Here is a 14,895-nt window from a genome sequence, read left to right as displayed (position 1 = left end):
TCAAATTCGGCGAAACCCCTGGCGCGCGATGCGCCGAGGCAACGCCGAGCCAAGCCCGAAGCGGTCGCGAAAGCGGCGGCGGGGAAGGTGTAGAGACTAGACGGGGGGCGCCTAAGGCGCACGAGCGGCAGCAACGCTCGCGCGCGACGGCGAAGGCATAGTCCAGCGCACGAACGGCGCCGCGCGGCGCCGGCTTCGAAAGAAGCAGTGTGACGAAAATCCGCCGCCTTGATTGGCTTGCCGGTTCGAGTCCGGTCCCCGGCACCATCACATTCCGTAGCGAAAGCTATCCTGTCTGTAGTAACTCCAATCCAGTAAAGGCTTTCCGTGCTATCGTCCCGATTCGGGATGGTAGCCGCGTTGTAGCGAAAACAAGTCGTTTTTGCATCCGCGTGCACCAGAAATGCACCACGATTTGCACCAGGGGCACGATGGCTACATACACGAAGCGGGGCGGCGTATGGCGCGCGCAGGTGCGCCGCAAGGGCGTCAGCATGTCGGAGACGTTCTCGAGCAAAGCCGACGCGGTCGCGTGGGCGACGCGGATCGAGCACGAAATCAACGTCGGGAAGCTGACGCCCGGCACGAAGCACACTTTCGCGGATGCACTGCGCGAGTATGAGAAGCGCGTCAGTCCGACGAAGCGCACCGCGCGATGGGAAGTGATCCGGTTCGCCGCGTTCGTCAAGCACTTCCCGGATCTCGCAGCTATGCCGCTCTCCGACGTTACGGCCGACCACATGGGCCGATGGCGCGACGCGCGGCTCGCTGGCGATGAGGCCGCCGGCCGCGGCAAGGTCGGCACGGCGACGGTGCTGCGGGAGATCAACCTGCTATCGCACGTGTTCACGACCGCGCGTGATGAATGGAAGTGGATCAGCGAAAGCCCGCTCACCGGGATGCGCCGTCCGACCGAGCCAGAGCCGCGCAAACGGCGCATTACCGACGAAGAGATCGCGCTGCTGCTCGCGCGGCTCGGCTATCGCGATGACGAGACTCCGACCACGAAATCGGCGCGGATCGGCGCGATGCTCGTTTTCGCGATCGAGACGGCGATGCGCGCCGGCGAGATTGAGGGAATGAGGTGGGATGAAGTCGATTTTAAGAAGCGGTACGTGCATTTGCCGCGCACGAAAACAGGTGTCGCGCGCGACGTGCCATTGTCGCCGCGCGCGCTCGCGCTGCTGAAGCAATTCGAACCGCTCAGGAAGGAATTTGGAGGGAGTGTGTTCGGCGTCGAAGCAGCGCTACGGAGTACGCTGTTCGCGAAGGCGAAGAAGGCGGTGATGCTGGACGACCTGCATTTCCACGATGCGCGCCGCGAGGCGCTGACGCGACTGTCGAAGATATTCAGCGTGATGGAACTGGCGAAGATCAGCGGCCACCAAGACCTGCGCATCCTACAGGCGGTGTACTACGCGCCGCACGCCGCTGATCTTGCCGACAAGCTCCATCAGGCTTCGACGTGAGACTCGGCCCACGCGATCACATCCTTCGCGCGCCAGAGCGGCCGCGCGCGCTCGACCGCACTTTTCCCTGACGGGATGCGGATCGGCCGCGGGAACCCGTCCTGCGTGATGATCCACTGGCGCGTGTGCTGCTCGCTTCGATGCAGGTATGCGGCCAGCTCGGCCAGATCCCAAAGCGCGTGCGGCGTCAGGCGCGCGGCAATTTCCTGTGCGAGTTGAGAGAGTTCGGTCATCGTGCCCTCGTGGTCATGGCAAGGTCGACGCGGCGGCTGATCTCGCGATCGTAGCCGGCGAGCGTGGATTGCAGGTTGGGGGCGAGGCGCGGCCCGGCGGCCGGCGTGTCGAGCGCCGCGCGCGGAACAGCGACCGGCGCCAGCTCGTAGCCGGTGTCGCGCTGCACGCGCCGATCGATCCGGATCTTCCCGGCATAGAACAGCATGTCGATGAAGTGCTGGACGACAACGGTCGACGTGCGTAGCTCGTTCGCGATCTGGCCGACGGTATGCGTGCCGGCGCGCAGTACGCCGGCGACGGCTTCGCTGTTGATGCGACGGCTGGTCATGATGCATCTCCTGCGTATGAGGCATCGCGGGCCAGCTCGAACGCTTGACGTTTGATGATGATGACGAAAACCACGTTTTCCCATTCGCCGGTGGCGATGTCGCGCATCGAGATGCAATCCGTGCCGAAAGAAACTTCCACGTAGCCGCGTCTCTGCTTGCCGCCCGTGATCGACTCGGCCAGGAATTGCACGCCGACGTTATCCACGCCGACACGCTGAATCAGTTCATCGAGCTTCATTGGCTGCCTCCCGCTTGGAAGGCAGCACGATCAAGCCGTTCGATCTCCGCGAGGATGAGCGCGCCAGCCTTCACCAGATTGCGGCGCTCGTCTGTTGGCTTCCACCAATCCAGATCCCAGGGCCAGAGATCGGGCGGCTCGGTCGGCGGGTAGTTCTCGTTATCGGCCACGGCATAGCACGCCGCAGCAAGCGCCATGTCGCCGGTCGAATGTGCGTCGTCGTGCTTCGGCGTCCATCCTTCGGCTTCAACCTGCCGGCGGCGCTCGGCGAGCACGTCGCGCGCGGCGTCCGTCTCCCGTTCTTCTCGTTTCCAGCGCTCGCGCAGCGATTCGTGCTTCTTCTCGCGTACATACAGCGCGACCGGGCCGTTCTCAGTGTCGAAGATTTCGAGCAGCAGCCAGCCATCACCGGCCGGCGCACTCGGCGTCCAGAAGCTGCAGTTCGGATCATTCGATTCGACGTACTGGTCGTACGCATCGCCATCGACGTCGGTTTCCATGTTGACGAACGTCGATTCGAGGCCGAACGCGCTGAAGAACGTCTGGTAGTTCACGTCCTCATCGAGGTACGGGATCGCCGGATGACTGAGCATCCCGTACTGGTCGCGCACGATCGCGCGCGTCGTGAGGATCGCACGGCGCAGCCCTTGGAGGTCGGCCGGCGCGGCGTCGCGCGGGGTGTCGGTGGTGGTCATGCTGATTCCTCCTCGCTGAAGAGGCGCGGCTGGATCGCGCCATTTGCATATACGACGTCGAGCACGACGTCTCCTGTCGGCTCGTCGCCTTCCCATCCCTGCGGCCACGTCCCCGCGGCGATCAGCTCGCGGATCCGGGCCTCTTCTTCGGCATCGATCAGGTCGATCGACGGACGCCCAGTGGCGCGCGCGATGTGGTTGCATTCGGCCTGGATCGAAAGGATCCGATCGAGCGCCATCAATCGCGCTTCGAACGTCAGCGGTCCGAGGCGCTGCGGATTCTTCGCGACGCCGCCGCTTTTCAGCTTCTCGAGCCCCGGTTTGCGCAGGCGATGCTGCGGCTCGCGCAGTTCGCGCCATAGCGGCTTGATGCCGCGCAGGGGTGTGAGATAGGCCCACTGCGGTGTCGCAAGCACCGTTTCGAGAGCCTTTTCCTCCTGGGCAAGTGCGCATCCGATACAGCCCGTGCGCGCGTTAATCTCCTCGGCCTCGTCGCCGCCGTACGCGTCCGCGATTGCGGCCGTCGACCAATCGCCGAACTCAGCCGCCGGCGCCCAGTGGCGCAGCCATTCCCACACGTGGCAGACGCGCCAATGCAGCAGCGGGGCGAGCGTCGCGATCCGGCCGCGCAGGCCGCGTGCGTTCGGTAGCACCTGCTGATACCAGCCCTGACCACACTCGGCGCCATCCTTGCCGCAGCTCATCTCGATCCGACGATCGCGGATTGCGCTTTCGCCCTGACGGACGCCGGTGATCATGAGGATCGAGCCGTCGATGCCGTCGAGTCGTTTGCGAAGCGCCTCTTCCATCGGGTCGATCTTGATCTGCCGCGTACACCAGCGAAGCGTGTTGTTGTTCGGCGGCGGCACGCCGCGGCCGAGGATGTAGACCATGAATCGCTTGTCGAGCGGCGCTCGCACGACGTCCACCTGGATGCCGCGCTCGTGCAGCTCGTCCATGATGTGCAGCGCGGAAATCGCGAGTGGTGGAAGCTCCTGCCGCGTGTCGGCATAGAACACCGTGAGCGTCTTCGGCGCGGCGATCTTGCCCGTGTCGATCAACCAGCAGATGATCGTGAGTGTCGCGGTGCTGTCCTTCCCACCGGACCACGCAATACCCCAGTGGTCATGATCGGGGCCGTATACCTGCATCGATTGGATCGTTAGCTCGATGGATTCGGTCATCTGCAGGCGCTGCGCGCCGGCAGCGAAGATGTCGGTCTGGTGGCTCATTTGCATTCCGATTCAGAACGTCTTGGTGAGGTCGCGATCTATGGCTTTACCGAGCGAACGCAGGCGGTTTGCGAGGCTCGCGCGGTCCTGATGGCTGGCGGTTGCCTGGCGGAGCAGCCCGAAATACGAATTCGCGACGGGCATTAGGTCGGCGGCCGGCGTCTCGGCAACGCGCCGTAGCGCTTCGTTGCGCGTGCGTTTCCGCGTTTCACGGCGCCAGGGCTTGATGACCTGACCGACGAAGTCGATGCCGCGGTCGATCGGCTGCAAAATGGTCTTGCGCGGGTTGATACGCGCGCCGAGCCGTGCCGGCAGAAAGGCGGTGACATCGGCGAGGATCGCGTTCAGGCGCGCCGGCGACTCGTGCAGGAACACGAAATCGTCGACGTACCGGATGTAGTGCCGCGCGCCGAGCATGTGCTTCGCGCGCTGATCGAGCACGTCGAGGTACACGTTCGCGAAGAACTGGCTCGACAGGTTTCCGATCGGCAGCCCGAGATCCGGCGATTGCTCCATCAGGCGCTTGTGCGGCGGCACGCGCTCCATCATCGCCGGGTCGCCGCGGTAGACGTAGTCGGCCCGTGGATCGTGCATCAGCACGAGCTCGGTCAGCTTGCGCCAGAATGGCTCGTGGATCTTCGCGACCAGCAACTCGCGCAGGATGCGCTTGTCGATGCTGACGAAGAAATTCGCGAGATCGCACTTCAGATAATGCGCGGGTCGCGACCAGTTCTGCGTGATCGAACGCACCTTCGATTCGAGGCGCTGCGCGGCGTACAGGGTGCCGCGCCCCTCGATACAGGCGCACGAGTCGACGATGAACGACCGCTCGAAGCGAGGGCCGATCCGGTTGTAGAGCAGGTGGTGCACGATGCGATCGCGGAACTCGGCCGCCCAAACTTCGCGCGGCTTCGGTCGCGTGATGACGAAGCAGATCGAGCGGCCGGGCCGATAGCTGCCGTCGGCCAGCTCGTCGTGCAGTAATCGCAGGTTGCGTTCGAGGCCGATCTCGAACGCGAGCGCGGTATTGCTGTTTCGTTTCGTGCGCCGGCAGTCGAGATAGGCCTCGACCAGCTCGGCGAACGTGAATCGATTTTCCCAATCTGCGGACGGCGCGGGCGCGGAACTCGTTGTTCTGGTTGTTGTAGTTCTGGTTGCCGTTGTTGAAGTTCTGATACCAGGCCCAGCCGGAAGTATCGTGCTATCTACGTCGCTCTGCTGAAGGTCCTCGCCGATCAGCGGAGAAACTGCGCTGGACCTTCCCGCACGCCGGCGGTCGGTTTCCTCATTGCGCATGGCGGTGGCCTCGTGAGCCAGCGGCACGACCAGATTGAAATATCGCTCAGCCATGGAAGCCTTGACCTCCATGGAGCGGGCGACGGTCTGCGGACTTCTTCCACCCGGTGGCCTGCTTCCCGATACTGGTCGTCTGTTCGATTGCACGCGCATCCGCCGGACGCAAGATCAGACGTTTATCCATGCCGAGCCGGAGAAGCAACTCGATCACCTGCAGGCGTTCGAGCAGCTCGGTAAGGTGAGGCGACTTGTCAGTCGCCACATTGGCGCGAAACACCAACACCATGATCTCGATGCATTCCCCGCTGATCTTCTCGCCGATGCTGCGCTTGAAGTCGCGGGGCATGTTCTTGACCAGGTCAGTGACGACGTCGAGCAGCGCGTAGGCCGCTCGATAAATCGGGAGTTGAGTGTGCAGGGCCATGATGGTCTAAATGATCAAATTACCGAAGGAATAAATCTGCGGACGGCGCGGGCGCGGAACTCGTAGAGCTGGTAGTGGCAGGTCTGGCTGCCGTAGTGGAAGCCCTGAGACCAGGCCCAGCCGGAGTTTTCTTCGTGCTGCTCGCAGGACCAGTAATAGCGCTCGTCGAACTCGTGCTTCAGGTTCGCGAAGAGCAGCGACTGCTCGCGTCGCGTCGGCAGTTCACCGCCATGCTCGGCCGCCCATGCGATCGCACCCTTCCAGTTCACGTCCTCGGCCTGACCGGGCAATAGGATCAGGTAATGGCTCAGCGTGCCATCGTCGTTCAGGATCGCACCTGCGAAACGTTCGCCGGCCGCGAGCGGGATGATGGCCGCGTCGACGCGATATTCCGTCGCCTGCGACTGCGTCTTGAATGTCTCGATCATGGCGCTGATGCGCGCATGCTCGTTCTCGATTGCTTGAAGCGTGATCGTCATTGCGATGCTCCGTTGTGAATGGATGAAGGGTTAAATCGACAATCTGCGGACGGCGCGGGCGCGGAACTCGTTGTACTGGCGGCTGTAGTGCTGGGTGCCGTTGGTGAAGAGCTGACACCAGGCCCAGCCGGGATCTTCAGCGTCTTCGGTGTTCGACCAGTACGCGGCCTTCTCGAACAGGTCGGGATGCTTGGAGAATGCGAATGCTTGCTCGTAGCGGTTCAGCAGGTCGCCGCCGAGGCTCTCGGCCCATTCCTTGGCCTTGTGCCACGTCGCGCGGATGTCGCCGGGCAGGAGGATGACGTGCTCGACGTCGCCGGTGGCGTTGACGAAACCGCCGAGATAGACCTCGCCTTCGGCGAGCGGGGGAAGTTGGATCTGTTGCATGGTTTCTCCTGGATGATGTAGAACAACTGGTCGCAACGATGGACGCTCGGCTCGCATGAGGCAGCGGGTTAGCATGAAAGCGCCGGGAGTCGAGTCGGGGCAGTGACGGCGCCCACCCGTCACACCGAGCGCCCACCATTGAGACCTAGGGAAGAGAAAAGAGGGCCGGCGCGGTCGGCCCGTGGATGCTTATCGCGCGCGCCACTCGCTGCCGCGCACCATGCGACCGATGGGTTCGAGCACAAGCACTTCCGATTCTCGCTCGGAGCGGATGAGCGCCGATGCACGGCGCTGTGCCTTCTCGATTGTCGTGTGGCGCTTCGGCTTCGCTTCGCGGCCCATGGTGACGAACACCGACCCGAGCGGCCGCACGTCGCCACTGAGCGCGTCGATGCGTTTTTCGAGGTCGGCATTGTTGGCTTTCAGGCGGGCATTCACGTCCTTCAACGACTCGATCTCGGAGATGAGCCCTTTCTGCTTGTCGCGTCCTTCCTGGGCGGCTTGGGCGCGCTCGCGCGCCACCTCGATCGCGATTGTCAGCGACGACGGCAGATCGAGAATCTTCAGCAAATCGAGCACATCCGACGAAATCATTTCGGCCGCGAGTCTCGCCATGGTCGACTGAGCCTCGATCTGCGTCGGCTTGATCACCTTCGCATCCTGATCGACAGTCTGTTCGACGATCCCGACCGCCATCGGCACGTTCTCAGCAGCGGCCGGTGCCGCCTGCTTGCCGCGCACGAGCCAGTACGCATACTCGTTGCCGCCTCCGGCGCGTTTCTCGCGCTCGACGACGCCCTCGGTATGCATCCGATTCAGTTCCTTGGCGACGTCGAGCTGCGGCAGTCCGACGTTGATCGAAATCTTCTTCGCGGTCGAATCGACGACGGTGCCGAGATAGGTTTCGATTTCGGATCTCATGCTTCCTCCGCCTCGTTGGCCGGATGTTCCTCGTGCCACGACTTCCAGCCCTTGACCCATGCGATGCACAGCTCGCCGCCCATGACCGGGCATTCGCTTTCGGGCTTGCCTTCCTCGGCAGCACGGCGCCCGGCCGCGAACTGCTCGTCGATCTCGGACTGCAGCGGCCCGTCGCCGAGCTGCGGCACCTCGCGCGCGTCGACATCGACGATGTCGCCCGGACCATCCATGCCGTCGCCATCGTCATCGGTGTATTCGCGACCGAGATCGAACCCGCGCTGATCCGATTCGCCGCGCACGTCATTCATGCCGCCGGTGTGCTCGTCCGGATTCGCCACGACGACCAGCACCGCTTTCCCGCTCGCGTCGTACAGCTCGTGCAGGTTCGGCGCGGCGCCACTGAATTTCACGACCGCCTTCACGCCATCCTTGATCGTGATCTGTTCGAGATCACCGGCCACGACCGTGCGGCCGTTGCTCGCGATCAGGTGCGTCGCCATCTTCACGTTGTGCTCGACGCGCGAGCGCAGGCGGTCGATGACGTCGTTCTGCTTCTTCTCGGACAACTTCACCCAGACGTCGGGCAGCAGCTTCAGCTCGGTCACGAGCGCAGACAGCAGGTCTTTGCCGATGGTGTCGGCGGTCATCTGGAGAACGTTTTTATCGGTCATGGTCGGATCGTCCTGATCAATGGAGAGAAGGGTTTATGCAGCGCGTGCAGCGATCACATCGTCTTCGAACACGTGCACGCCATCGAGCGGGCAGTTCTTCTTCAGCGCGAGCGCGATTTTGTTGACGGCCGGCATGTTCGCGTCGAGCAGGTCGACGTATTCCGGATGGGCGGCCACGTAGCGGATCAACGCGAGCTTGTCGCTGACTTCGGCCTTCCAGACCTTGCGCGTCGAGACGCCGGCCGTGCGAACTGGCGCGGCTACGACGGGCGCCGTGACGAGCGTCGCCGTCGTCTGTAGCGTGGCAACCTCGGCCGCGCCTTGCTCGACACGGCTTTCCGCTTCTGCATTCAGGCGCGCAGCCGATTCGACATCGCCGGCTGCCGCAGCCTGTTCTGCCTGGCGCTGGATGGCCTGCGCCTCTGCCTGCGCCGCGGCTTCGCGCGCCGCCGCCTCCTGTTCCAGGCGTGCGCGCTCCTGACGTGCGGCCTCTTCGAGGCGCGCCTGCTCGGCGATGCGCAGACGTTCCTGTTCGCGGTCGTAGCCCTGAATCGCCTTCTTCAGCAGCGCTTCGGCCTGCTCGAGGTAGTCGGTCGGCGCGCGAAACAGATCCATCACGGCTTTCTTCGCAGCGTCGATCGGTTGCGTGATGCCTTTGCGCTTCGCCTCGCCTTTGTCGGTGTACGGCACGAGCCGATAGCTGCCGTCGGCGCGTAGGCCGAGGCCGTAGCGGTCTTCGATGACAGTGCCGTTCTTCGCGAACAGCTCTCGGTACGCGGCGAGCTGCAGGCCAATCGAGGGACCGAGCGTCAGCATCTTCTTGATGTCGATCACCGCGCGGCGGCCGCTGATCAGGCCCGACCGGTCCGGCGTGCCGGCGAAGTGCAGCGCGGGATGAAACATCCGCTGTTCGATCGTCTCGGGCACGAATCCGGTTTCCGCGCGAAACTTGATCCAGGCCGTGAGGTACGGCCGGAGTTCGTCCGCGAGGGAATCCATGTCGAGATCGTCGAGGTCGTACAGCTCGGTCATGCGGTGCACGGCCTGCCCGAGCTGTCGCGCGCGTTCGAGCGTCTCGCGCGGCACCATCGAGTAGTCGACGAGCGGGGCGAGAACCTGCGTCACGCTCGGCACACGCCGGCCCTCGACGGTGTAAGCGTGCTCAACAGGATCGAAAAGAAGCGCGGCCATCATTCGCCCATCGGGTTTTCGATCCAGGCAACTGCGGCGTGATAGTTCGTCTTGGTCACGCCCTCGTAGCCGAAACCGAAGCGCTTGCGCAGATCTGCCTCGCCGAGCGCGGCCTGTTCCATCTTCGTTTTCAGGATCTTCAGCACGCTGTCGCTGACGGGTTCGCCGCCTGCCCGCGCGCCGAGTTCGAATGATTCATCGTCGGCGCCGGGCTCGCGCGCGGCGCCCGCAGCCGGTTGCGTGTTGTCGGCAGCGGTGCGGCGCGTCGAGCGGCTTTGCTGGACCGGTTCGGGCTGCTTCTGCGTGGCGGCCATTTCGATCACGCCGTCTGCATCCGCCTGAGCGATTGCCGGCGGTTCGGCGGCTCGTTCGCTTTTCGATTTCGGCTGCGGCACTTCGACGGCGGCCGGCGCGCGTACGCTGCCTTCCTCGACACCGCCGAACGACACAGTGCCGTCCGGGCGCACGTCGATGATGTCGTGCAGTTCTTCCTGCGTCGGCAGGCCCATCGAGATTTCCGGCGCGGCCGTGTTGATCATCCAGCCCGCGCTGCGGTACATCAGCATCAGTTGCGGAATGGTCTTCCACTTCGAGCCGTTCTTCCCGTATCCAACCCGTTGCGACCAGGTCTTCGCGGTGGTCGACACCGCGCTGAAGGATGGCCTCGAACACGACGGCACGGCTGTCACCTACTACGCGCGCAACATCATCACCGGCACGCCGCTGACCATCCTCGATTGGGACGTATTGCAGATCGAGGGCGCGCTGCTCGAATCGTGGCTGCCGACGGTGGCGCAGCGCTGCGAAGAACTCGCGGCGCAGGTCGGCGCGCGTCAGGGCAGTCTCGGCGGCTGGATCGAAGACAAGGCGAGCGGCATCGTGCTGCTGCAGCAGGCCAAGCGCCGTAGCCTGCCGTTCCATCCGATCGAGGAAAAGCTGGTCGACCTCGGCAAGGAAGGGCGCGCGCTGTCGGTGAGTGGCTACGTGCACCGCGGCGAGGTGAAGATCAGCCGCTACGCGCACGACAAGGTCACGAACTACAAGGGCCAGACGCGCAATCACCTGATCTCGCAGGTGTGCGGCTTCCGTCTCGGGACGAAAACGCCACACCATCAGGACTTGTTGGACACATTCACCTACGGCGTGGCGATCAGCCTCGGCGATTCTGAGGGCTATTAAATGGGCGGTTACTACGGCGATGCTGACGAAGGCTCGCAAGCGAGTCTGAACGTCGGCACGGCGATGTCCGCCGAGCTCATGCGGCTACTGGGCGCTGATGACCTGCAACCCGGGTCGCCCCCGTCGTACGAGATGTGCAAGGTCATCTACAGCTACCACCCGCTGGGCGCGAAGATGGCCGAGGCGCCTTACGAGGAAGCGCTGTCGCAGGAACGCGAGATCACGATTCCGGGTACGCCCGAGGACGATCTGATCGCTGCGTTCCGGAAGGAATGGAAGAAGCTGGGCGGCGTCGGCGCGGACGAGATCATCAAGAGCTTCATGACGTTGAAGCGCGTCTACGGCATCGCCTCGCTGATCGTCGGCGCCCGGGATTTCCCGACGGATGAGCCGCTGCCGGTCGAGCGCCTGCACGAGCTCGACCTATACTTCAACATCCTCGATCCGCTGAACACGGCCGGCTCGCTGGTGCTGAACCAGAATCCGAATGCGCCGGACTTCCAGAAGCCGCAGTTCCTGCGCGTCGCGAACCACGACTACCACCCGTCGCGCGCGGTGATCGCGCTGAACGAAGCACCGATCTACATCGAATGGACGAACAGCGCATTCGGCTTTGTCGGCCGCTCGGTCTACCAGCGCGCGCTATACCCGCTGAAGTCATACGTGCAGGCGATGATCACGGACAACGCGATCATCGAGAAATCGGGGCTACTGGTCTACAAGATGAAGTCGCCGGGCGCGGTGCTCGACAAGGTTGCGCTCGCCTGGGGAGGCCTGAAGCGCCGCATGCTGAAGGGCGCGAAGACGGGCAACGTGATGTCGATCGGCATCGAGGAAAGCATTGAGTCGATTGACCTGAAGAACATCCGCGACGCCGCGGAGTTCGCGCGCATGAACGTCATTAAGAACATCGCGACGTCCGCGAAGATGCCGGCCGTGATGATCGCGCAGGACACGCTGACCGAAGGGTTCGGCGAGGGCACCGAGGACGCGAAGCTGATCGCTCGGTTCATCGACCGAGTGCGGATCGAGATGGGGCCGGCATACGACTTTCTCGACCCGATCGTGATGCGCCGCGCATGGAGTCCCGAGTTCTATGCATCGATGCAGCGCAAGCACCCGAGCTTGTACGGAAACATGCCATATGCGACGGCGTTCATGGAGTGGAAGAACGCTTTCACCGCCACATGGCCGAACCTGCTGGTCGAGCCGGACAGCGAGAAGATCAAGACCGACGACGTAATCACGAAGGCGGCGATCGCGTGCGTCGAGGTGATGCTCCCCGAGCTGGATCCGGAGAATAAGGCGATGGCGATCGGATGGTTGGCCGAGGTTATGAACGAGCGCAAGCTCATGTTCTCGGCGCCGCTCGAGATCGATCTCGAGGCGCTGAAATCGTACGAGCCGCCGCTGCTGCCCACCGAGCCGCATCCAGAAGTCGAATCGTCGCATGAGTAGCCGATGAGCGTCCGCCCCGCAATTAACCGCACGTTTCATGACGTGCTGACCGAGGCCATCCGCGACATCAGCGAGCACGGTTACGACGATCCGGCCCGGCTGCAGGAATGGCTGCGCCGGCTGCGCTTCGCCGCGATGGCCGATCTGCCGACCGACGCCGAAATGCGCAATCGGATGCAGAGCGCGATGGATGCTGTGTTCCACCGCGCGCTGTCGAAGACCGGCGCGCTGCGCTATCACCCGGGCGTGCCGCGCTTCACGATCGAGCGCATCACGCCGTCGCTGCGCCCGGAGCTCGACAAGCGCGTGCGCGCGAGCGTCGACCTGATCAAGCTGAACCGCGAGCGCGCGGTCGAGCAGTCGCTGCAGCGTCTCGCCGGATGGGTGTCATCGGTGCCCGCCGGCGGCTCGCGCGCGGTGGACAAGCCAGAGGTGCGCGAGAGCATCGCCAAGCCGATCCGGCAGCTGCGCTACGAGGAACGCCGCGTGTCGATCGACCAGGGGCACAAGCTCATGTCGTCGATCAATGCGGTCATCGCTGAGCAGACGCAGGCGATCGCGATGATGTGGCGCTCGCACTGGCGGCAGGCCGGCTACGACTATCGGCCAGACCACAAGGAGCGCGACAAGCGCTTTTACGTCGTGCGCGGCTCGTGGGCGCTTCAGCAGGGGCTGATTACGAAGGGCGACGGCTATCTCGACGAGATCACGCAGCCGGCCGAGGAGCCTTTCTGCCGCTGCTATGGCGTGTACATGAACAACCTGCGCGATCTGCCGCCCGAGATGCTGACTGAGAAAGGTCGGCGGGCGCTGGAAGAAACCCGAATCCGGAAACCCTGAAATGCCGACTGTGAGCGAGAAGCAGCACCGCGCGATGGAAGCCGCGGCGCACGGCCACAGCACGCTCGGCATTCCGAAGTCGGTCGGTGAGGAATTCGTGAACGCCGACAAGGCGCGCGCGGATGCGCAGACGTCGGCCGACTGCGCCGGCATCCTGTTCCGCGCGCCGGGCCCGCTGTTCCTGCTCGTGCAGCGCAGCGACACCGGCGAGTGGGAACAGCCCGGCGGCCATGCCGAGGGCGACGAAACGCCCGAGCAGGCCGCGGTGCGCGAAACGGTTGAGGAAATCGGCGGATGCCCGGAAGGGCTGCGCTGGGCCGCGCGGCGCAACGCAATTTCCGGGGGCGTGGGCGAATACACGTGCTTCCTGCAGAACGTTCCCGAGCCGTTCAAGCCCGTCCTGAACGACGAGCACACGGCTTGGCAGTGGGCCGCGCCCGCCAGCCTGCCGGAGAAGATGCACCCGGCGGTCGCGCAGACGATCGAGTTGCTGACCGGCAACGAGCTGGATATCGCGAAGCGCATGGCGGCCGGCGAGCTGCTGTCGCCGCAGCGCTACGAAAATGTCTGGCTATTCGACCTACGCATCACCGGCACCGGCACCAGCTACCGCACCGAGCACGACGAGTTCGTGTATCGGCCGCCTGAGAACTTCCTGACCGAGGAATTCCGGCAGCGGTGCAACGGCCTGCCGGTGATCTTCGAGCACCCGAAGAAGACGATCCTCAACAGCGACGAGTACCGCGATCGGTCGATCGGCACGATCTTCCTGCCGTATCTGACCGAAACGGAAGTGCGGGGCGTCGCAAAAGTATTCGACGACGACGCGGCCCGGCTGATGCCGACGTCGCACGCGTCGACCAGTCCCGCGGTGATCTTCCGCGACGCGGGCTCAGCCGAAGCCGTCGAGGTCGACGGTAAATCGGTCCTCATTGAAGGCAAGCCGTCCTATCTCGACCACCTCGCAATCTGCGAAGAGGGCGTGTGGGACAAAGGCGGCGAGCCCAGCGGAGTCAACACAGGAGATCCTGAAATGGATGGTATGGAAGAACAGGCCCCGGCATGGGCCGATGCGCTGATGAAGCGCATGGACAGCGTCTGCTCGCGCATGGACGCCATCGAAAACAAGGGTGGCGACGAAATGCCGGCCAAGCCGCTCACGGCGGATTCGGCAGAGAAGGAAGCCGAGCGCGAAGGCGAGAAGGAAATGGGCCTCGAAAAGAAGGCCGAGGGCGAAATCGCCGCGGCCATCAAGGAAGGCGAAGCGGAGCATCGCGAGGAAGAGCGCGCCGACTCGGCCGAGAAGAAGGACGAGGATGAGAAGGAACGCGCGGATTCTGCCGCACGTGCCGACTCGCAACGCCTCGCCCGCGAGAATGCCGAACTGCGTGCCCAGATCCAGCGCATGGACGGCACGCTGTCGACGCTGGTCAAGCCGCTGTCGGTCGAGGACCGCGACGCACTGGCATCCGCCCAGATGCGCGCCGATTCGGTCATGCAGATGTTCGGCCAGAACGCGACCGCGCCGCTGCACGGCGAAAGCCCGATCGACTATCGCAAGCGCCTCGCTTCGAAGCTCGCATCGCACAGCCCGGACATGAAGGGCGTGAAACTCGACGCGCTCGACGGCGCCGCGTTCAAGGTGGTCGAGGACAAGATCTACGCCGATGCGCAAGTCGCCGCGCGTAACCCGGCATCGGCCCCGGCCGGCCGCCTCATCCCGATCGTCTCGCGTGACGAAGCGGGCCGCCAGATCACCCGCTTTGCGGGCGACATCGCAACGTGGATGCAGCACTTCACGTCGCCGGGCGTCGTCTGCAAGCTCAACCGCCAAGACAAGGGGGCATAAGCC

Annotated in this window: 18 protein-coding genes; 5 read left to right on the top strand and 13 right to left on the bottom strand. The window is 64.1% G+C overall.

What is annotated here, in order from left to right:
- The first annotated feature begins 209 nt into the window (after nucleotides 1-209).
- Nucleotides 210-1,469, top strand: coding sequence for a tyrosine-type recombinase/integrase (locus WS91_RS03640; protein ID WP_226377147.1), 1,260 nt, complete (start codon nucleotides 210-212; stop codon nucleotides 1,467-1,469).
- On the opposite strand, the gene WS91_RS03635 is transcribed toward WS91_RS03640, so the two are convergent.
- The 13 genes from WS91_RS03635 to WS91_RS03575 form a co-directional block, all read right to left on the bottom strand.
- Complete coding sequence (locus WS91_RS03635; protein ID WP_059575359.1) at nucleotides 1,454-1,702, bottom strand: helix-turn-helix transcriptional regulator; 249 nt, start codon at nucleotides 1,700-1,702, stop codon at nucleotides 1,454-1,456. The genes WS91_RS03640 and WS91_RS03635 overlap by 16 nt on opposite strands.
- Nucleotides 1,699-2,031 (bottom strand): hypothetical protein, encoded by a 333-nt coding sequence (locus WS91_RS03630; RefSeq protein ID WP_059575361.1) that lies wholly within the window; start codon nucleotides 2,029-2,031, stop codon nucleotides 1,699-1,701. Before WS91_RS03630 ends, WS91_RS03635 begins: the two co-directional genes overlap by 4 nt.
- Nucleotides 2,028-2,270: a hypothetical protein gene (locus WS91_RS03625; RefSeq protein ID WP_059575364.1), complete on the bottom strand. Its 243-nt coding sequence runs from the start codon at nucleotides 2,268-2,270 to the stop codon at nucleotides 2,028-2,030. The genes WS91_RS03630 and WS91_RS03625 overlap by 4 nt, the downstream gene beginning before the upstream one ends.
- Entirely contained in the window at nucleotides 2,267-2,965 is a 699-nt protein-coding gene (locus WS91_RS03620; protein ID WP_059575366.1) for a hypothetical protein, read from the bottom strand. The genes WS91_RS03625 and WS91_RS03620 overlap by 4 nt, the downstream gene beginning before the upstream one ends.
- The gene (locus WS91_RS03615; RefSeq protein WP_059575470.1) at nucleotides 2,962-4,197 is read right to left on the bottom strand and encodes a phosphoadenosine phosphosulfate reductase domain-containing protein; all 1,236 of its coding nucleotides are present in this window, start codon (nucleotides 4,195-4,197) and stop codon (nucleotides 2,962-2,964) included. Before WS91_RS03615 ends, WS91_RS03620 begins: the two co-directional genes overlap by 4 nt.
- A gap of 12 nt (nucleotides 4,198-4,209) precedes the next feature.
- Complete coding sequence (locus tag WS91_RS03610) at nucleotides 4,210-5,205, bottom strand: RNA-directed DNA polymerase (RefSeq protein ID WP_059575469.1); 996 nt, start codon at nucleotides 5,203-5,205, stop codon at nucleotides 4,210-4,212.
- Between the two features lie 334 nt (nucleotides 5,206-5,539).
- Nucleotides 5,540-5,917 (bottom strand): four helix bundle protein, encoded by a 378-nt coding sequence (locus tag WS91_RS03605; RefSeq protein WP_059669757.1) that lies wholly within the window; start codon nucleotides 5,915-5,917, stop codon nucleotides 5,540-5,542.
- 14 nt (nucleotides 5,918-5,931) lie between these two features.
- On the bottom strand, nucleotides 5,932-6,396 hold the full coding sequence (locus tag WS91_RS03600) for a DUF1566 domain-containing protein (RefSeq protein WP_059575370.1): 465 nt from the start codon (nucleotides 6,394-6,396) through the stop codon (nucleotides 5,932-5,934).
- A 30-nt stretch (nucleotides 6,397-6,426) separates the two neighbouring features.
- Nucleotides 6,427-6,783: a DUF1566 domain-containing protein gene (locus WS91_RS03595; RefSeq protein WP_059575372.1), complete on the bottom strand. Its 357-nt coding sequence runs from the start codon at nucleotides 6,781-6,783 to the stop codon at nucleotides 6,427-6,429.
- Nucleotides 6,784-6,972: 189 nt separating this feature from the next.
- Nucleotides 6,973-7,764, bottom strand: coding sequence for a 1-pyrroline-5-carboxylate dehydrogenase (locus tag WS91_RS03590; protein WP_156432277.1), 792 nt, complete (start codon nucleotides 7,762-7,764; stop codon nucleotides 6,973-6,975).
- Nucleotides 7,701-8,375 carry a hypothetical protein gene (locus tag WS91_RS03585; RefSeq protein WP_059575375.1) on the bottom strand — a complete coding sequence of 225 codons (675 nt, stop codon included), beginning with the start codon at nucleotides 8,373-8,375 and terminating at the stop codon, nucleotides 7,701-7,703. The genes WS91_RS03590 and WS91_RS03585 overlap by 64 nt, the downstream gene beginning before the upstream one ends.
- Nucleotides 8,376-8,408: 33 nt before the next feature.
- Complete coding sequence (locus tag WS91_RS37145) at nucleotides 8,409-9,569, bottom strand: hypothetical protein (RefSeq protein ID WP_059669756.1); 1,161 nt, start codon at nucleotides 9,567-9,569, stop codon at nucleotides 8,409-8,411.
- Nucleotides 9,566-10,075 carry a hypothetical protein gene (locus WS91_RS03575; protein ID WP_156432276.1) on the bottom strand — a complete coding sequence of 170 codons (510 nt, stop codon included), beginning with the start codon at nucleotides 10,073-10,075 and terminating at the stop codon, nucleotides 9,566-9,568. The genes WS91_RS37145 and WS91_RS03575 overlap by 4 nt, the downstream gene beginning before the upstream one ends.
- Nucleotides 10,076-10,094: 19 nt before the next feature.
- Between WS91_RS03575 and WS91_RS03570 the strand changes: the two genes are divergently transcribed.
- The 4 genes from WS91_RS03570 to WS91_RS03555 are packed head-to-tail and all read left to right on the top strand — an operon-like array spanning nucleotide 10,095 to nucleotide 14,892.
- The gene (locus tag WS91_RS03570) at nucleotides 10,095-10,745 is read left to right on the top strand and encodes a hypothetical protein (RefSeq protein WP_231751966.1); all 651 of its coding nucleotides are present in this window, start codon (nucleotides 10,095-10,097) and stop codon (nucleotides 10,743-10,745) included.
- Nucleotides 10,746-12,203 carry an anti-CBASS protein Acb1 family protein gene (locus WS91_RS03565; RefSeq protein WP_226377143.1) on the top strand — a complete coding sequence of 486 codons (1,458 nt, stop codon included), beginning with the start codon at nucleotides 10,746-10,748 and terminating at the stop codon, nucleotides 12,201-12,203.
- A gap of 3 nt (nucleotides 12,204-12,206) precedes the next feature.
- A complete protein-coding gene (locus WS91_RS03560) occupies nucleotides 12,207-13,043 on the top strand; it encodes a hypothetical protein (RefSeq protein WP_059575409.1) in 837 nt (278 codons plus the stop codon).
- Nucleotide 13,044: 1 nt separating this feature from the next.
- Complete coding sequence (locus tag WS91_RS03555) at nucleotides 13,045-14,892, top strand: NUDIX domain-containing protein (protein ID WP_059669754.1); 1,848 nt, start codon at nucleotides 13,045-13,047, stop codon at nucleotides 14,890-14,892.
- Nucleotides 14,893-14,895 lie beyond the last annotated feature (3 nt).

Origin of the sequence: Burkholderia sp. MSMB1498 (genome assembly GCF_001526245.1) — a bacterium.
In the GTDB taxonomy this organism is placed as follows: Bacteria; Pseudomonadota; Gammaproteobacteria; order Burkholderiales; family Burkholderiaceae; genus Burkholderia; species Burkholderia savannae.
The sequence above is the reverse complement of the archived record's forward strand: the minus strand, read 5'-3'. Positions and strand labels throughout refer to the sequence as shown.

What these genes read in the sequence shown, in the direction of transcription:
- WS91_RS03635 (WP_059575359.1), bottom strand. Translation starts at nt 1,702, where the DNA reads ATGACCGAACTCTCTCAACTCGCACAGGAAATTGCCGCGCGCCTGACG.
- WS91_RS03630 (WP_059575361.1), bottom strand. Translation starts at nt 2,031, where the DNA reads ATGACCAGCCGTCGCATCAACAGCGAAGCCGTCGCCGGCGTACTGCGC.
- WS91_RS03625 (WP_059575364.1), bottom strand. Translation starts at nt 2,270, where the DNA reads ATGAAGCTCGATGAACTGATTCAGCGTGTCGGCGTGGATAACGTCGGC.
- WS91_RS03620 (WP_059575366.1), bottom strand. Translation starts at nt 2,965, where the DNA reads ATGACCACCACCGACACCCCGCGCGACGCCGCGCCGGCCGACCTCCAA.
- WS91_RS03615 (WP_059575470.1), bottom strand. Translation starts at nt 4,197, where the DNA reads ATGAGCCACCAGACCGACATCTTCGCTGCCGGCGCGCAGCGCCTGCAG.
- WS91_RS03605 (WP_059669757.1), bottom strand. Translation starts at nt 5,917, where the DNA reads ATGGCCCTGCACACTCAACTCCCGATTTATCGAGCGGCCTACGCGCTG.
- WS91_RS03600 (WP_059575370.1), bottom strand. Translation starts at nt 6,396, where the DNA reads ATGACGATCACGCTTCAAGCAATCGAGAACGAGCATGCGCGCATCAGC.
- WS91_RS03595 (WP_059575372.1), bottom strand. Translation starts at nt 6,783, where the DNA reads ATGCAACAGATCCAACTTCCCCCGCTCGCCGAAGGCGAGGTCTATCTC.
- WS91_RS03590 (WP_156432277.1), bottom strand. Translation starts at nt 7,764, where the DNA reads ATGGGTCAAGGGCTGGAAGTCGTGGCACGAGGAACATCCGGCCAACGA.
- WS91_RS03585 (WP_059575375.1), bottom strand. Translation starts at nt 8,375, where the DNA reads ATGACCGATAAAAACGTTCTCCAGATGACCGCCGACACCATCGGCAAA.
- WS91_RS37145 (WP_059669756.1), bottom strand. Translation starts at nt 9,569, where the DNA reads ATGATGGCCGCGCTTCTTTTCGATCCTGTTGAGCACGCTTACACCGTC.
- WS91_RS03575 (WP_156432276.1), bottom strand. Translation starts at nt 10,075, where the DNA reads ATGGGCCTGCCGACGCAGGAAGAACTGCACGACATCATCGACGTGCGC.
- WS91_RS03565 (WP_226377143.1), top strand. Translation starts at nt 10,746, where the DNA reads ATGGGCGGTTACTACGGCGATGCTGACGAAGGCTCGCAAGCGAGTCTG.
- WS91_RS03560 (WP_059575409.1), top strand. Translation starts at nt 12,207, where the DNA reads ATGAGCGTCCGCCCCGCAATTAACCGCACGTTTCATGACGTGCTGACC.
- WS91_RS03555 (WP_059669754.1), top strand. Translation starts at nt 13,045, where the DNA reads ATGCCGACTGTGAGCGAGAAGCAGCACCGCGCGATGGAAGCCGCGGCG.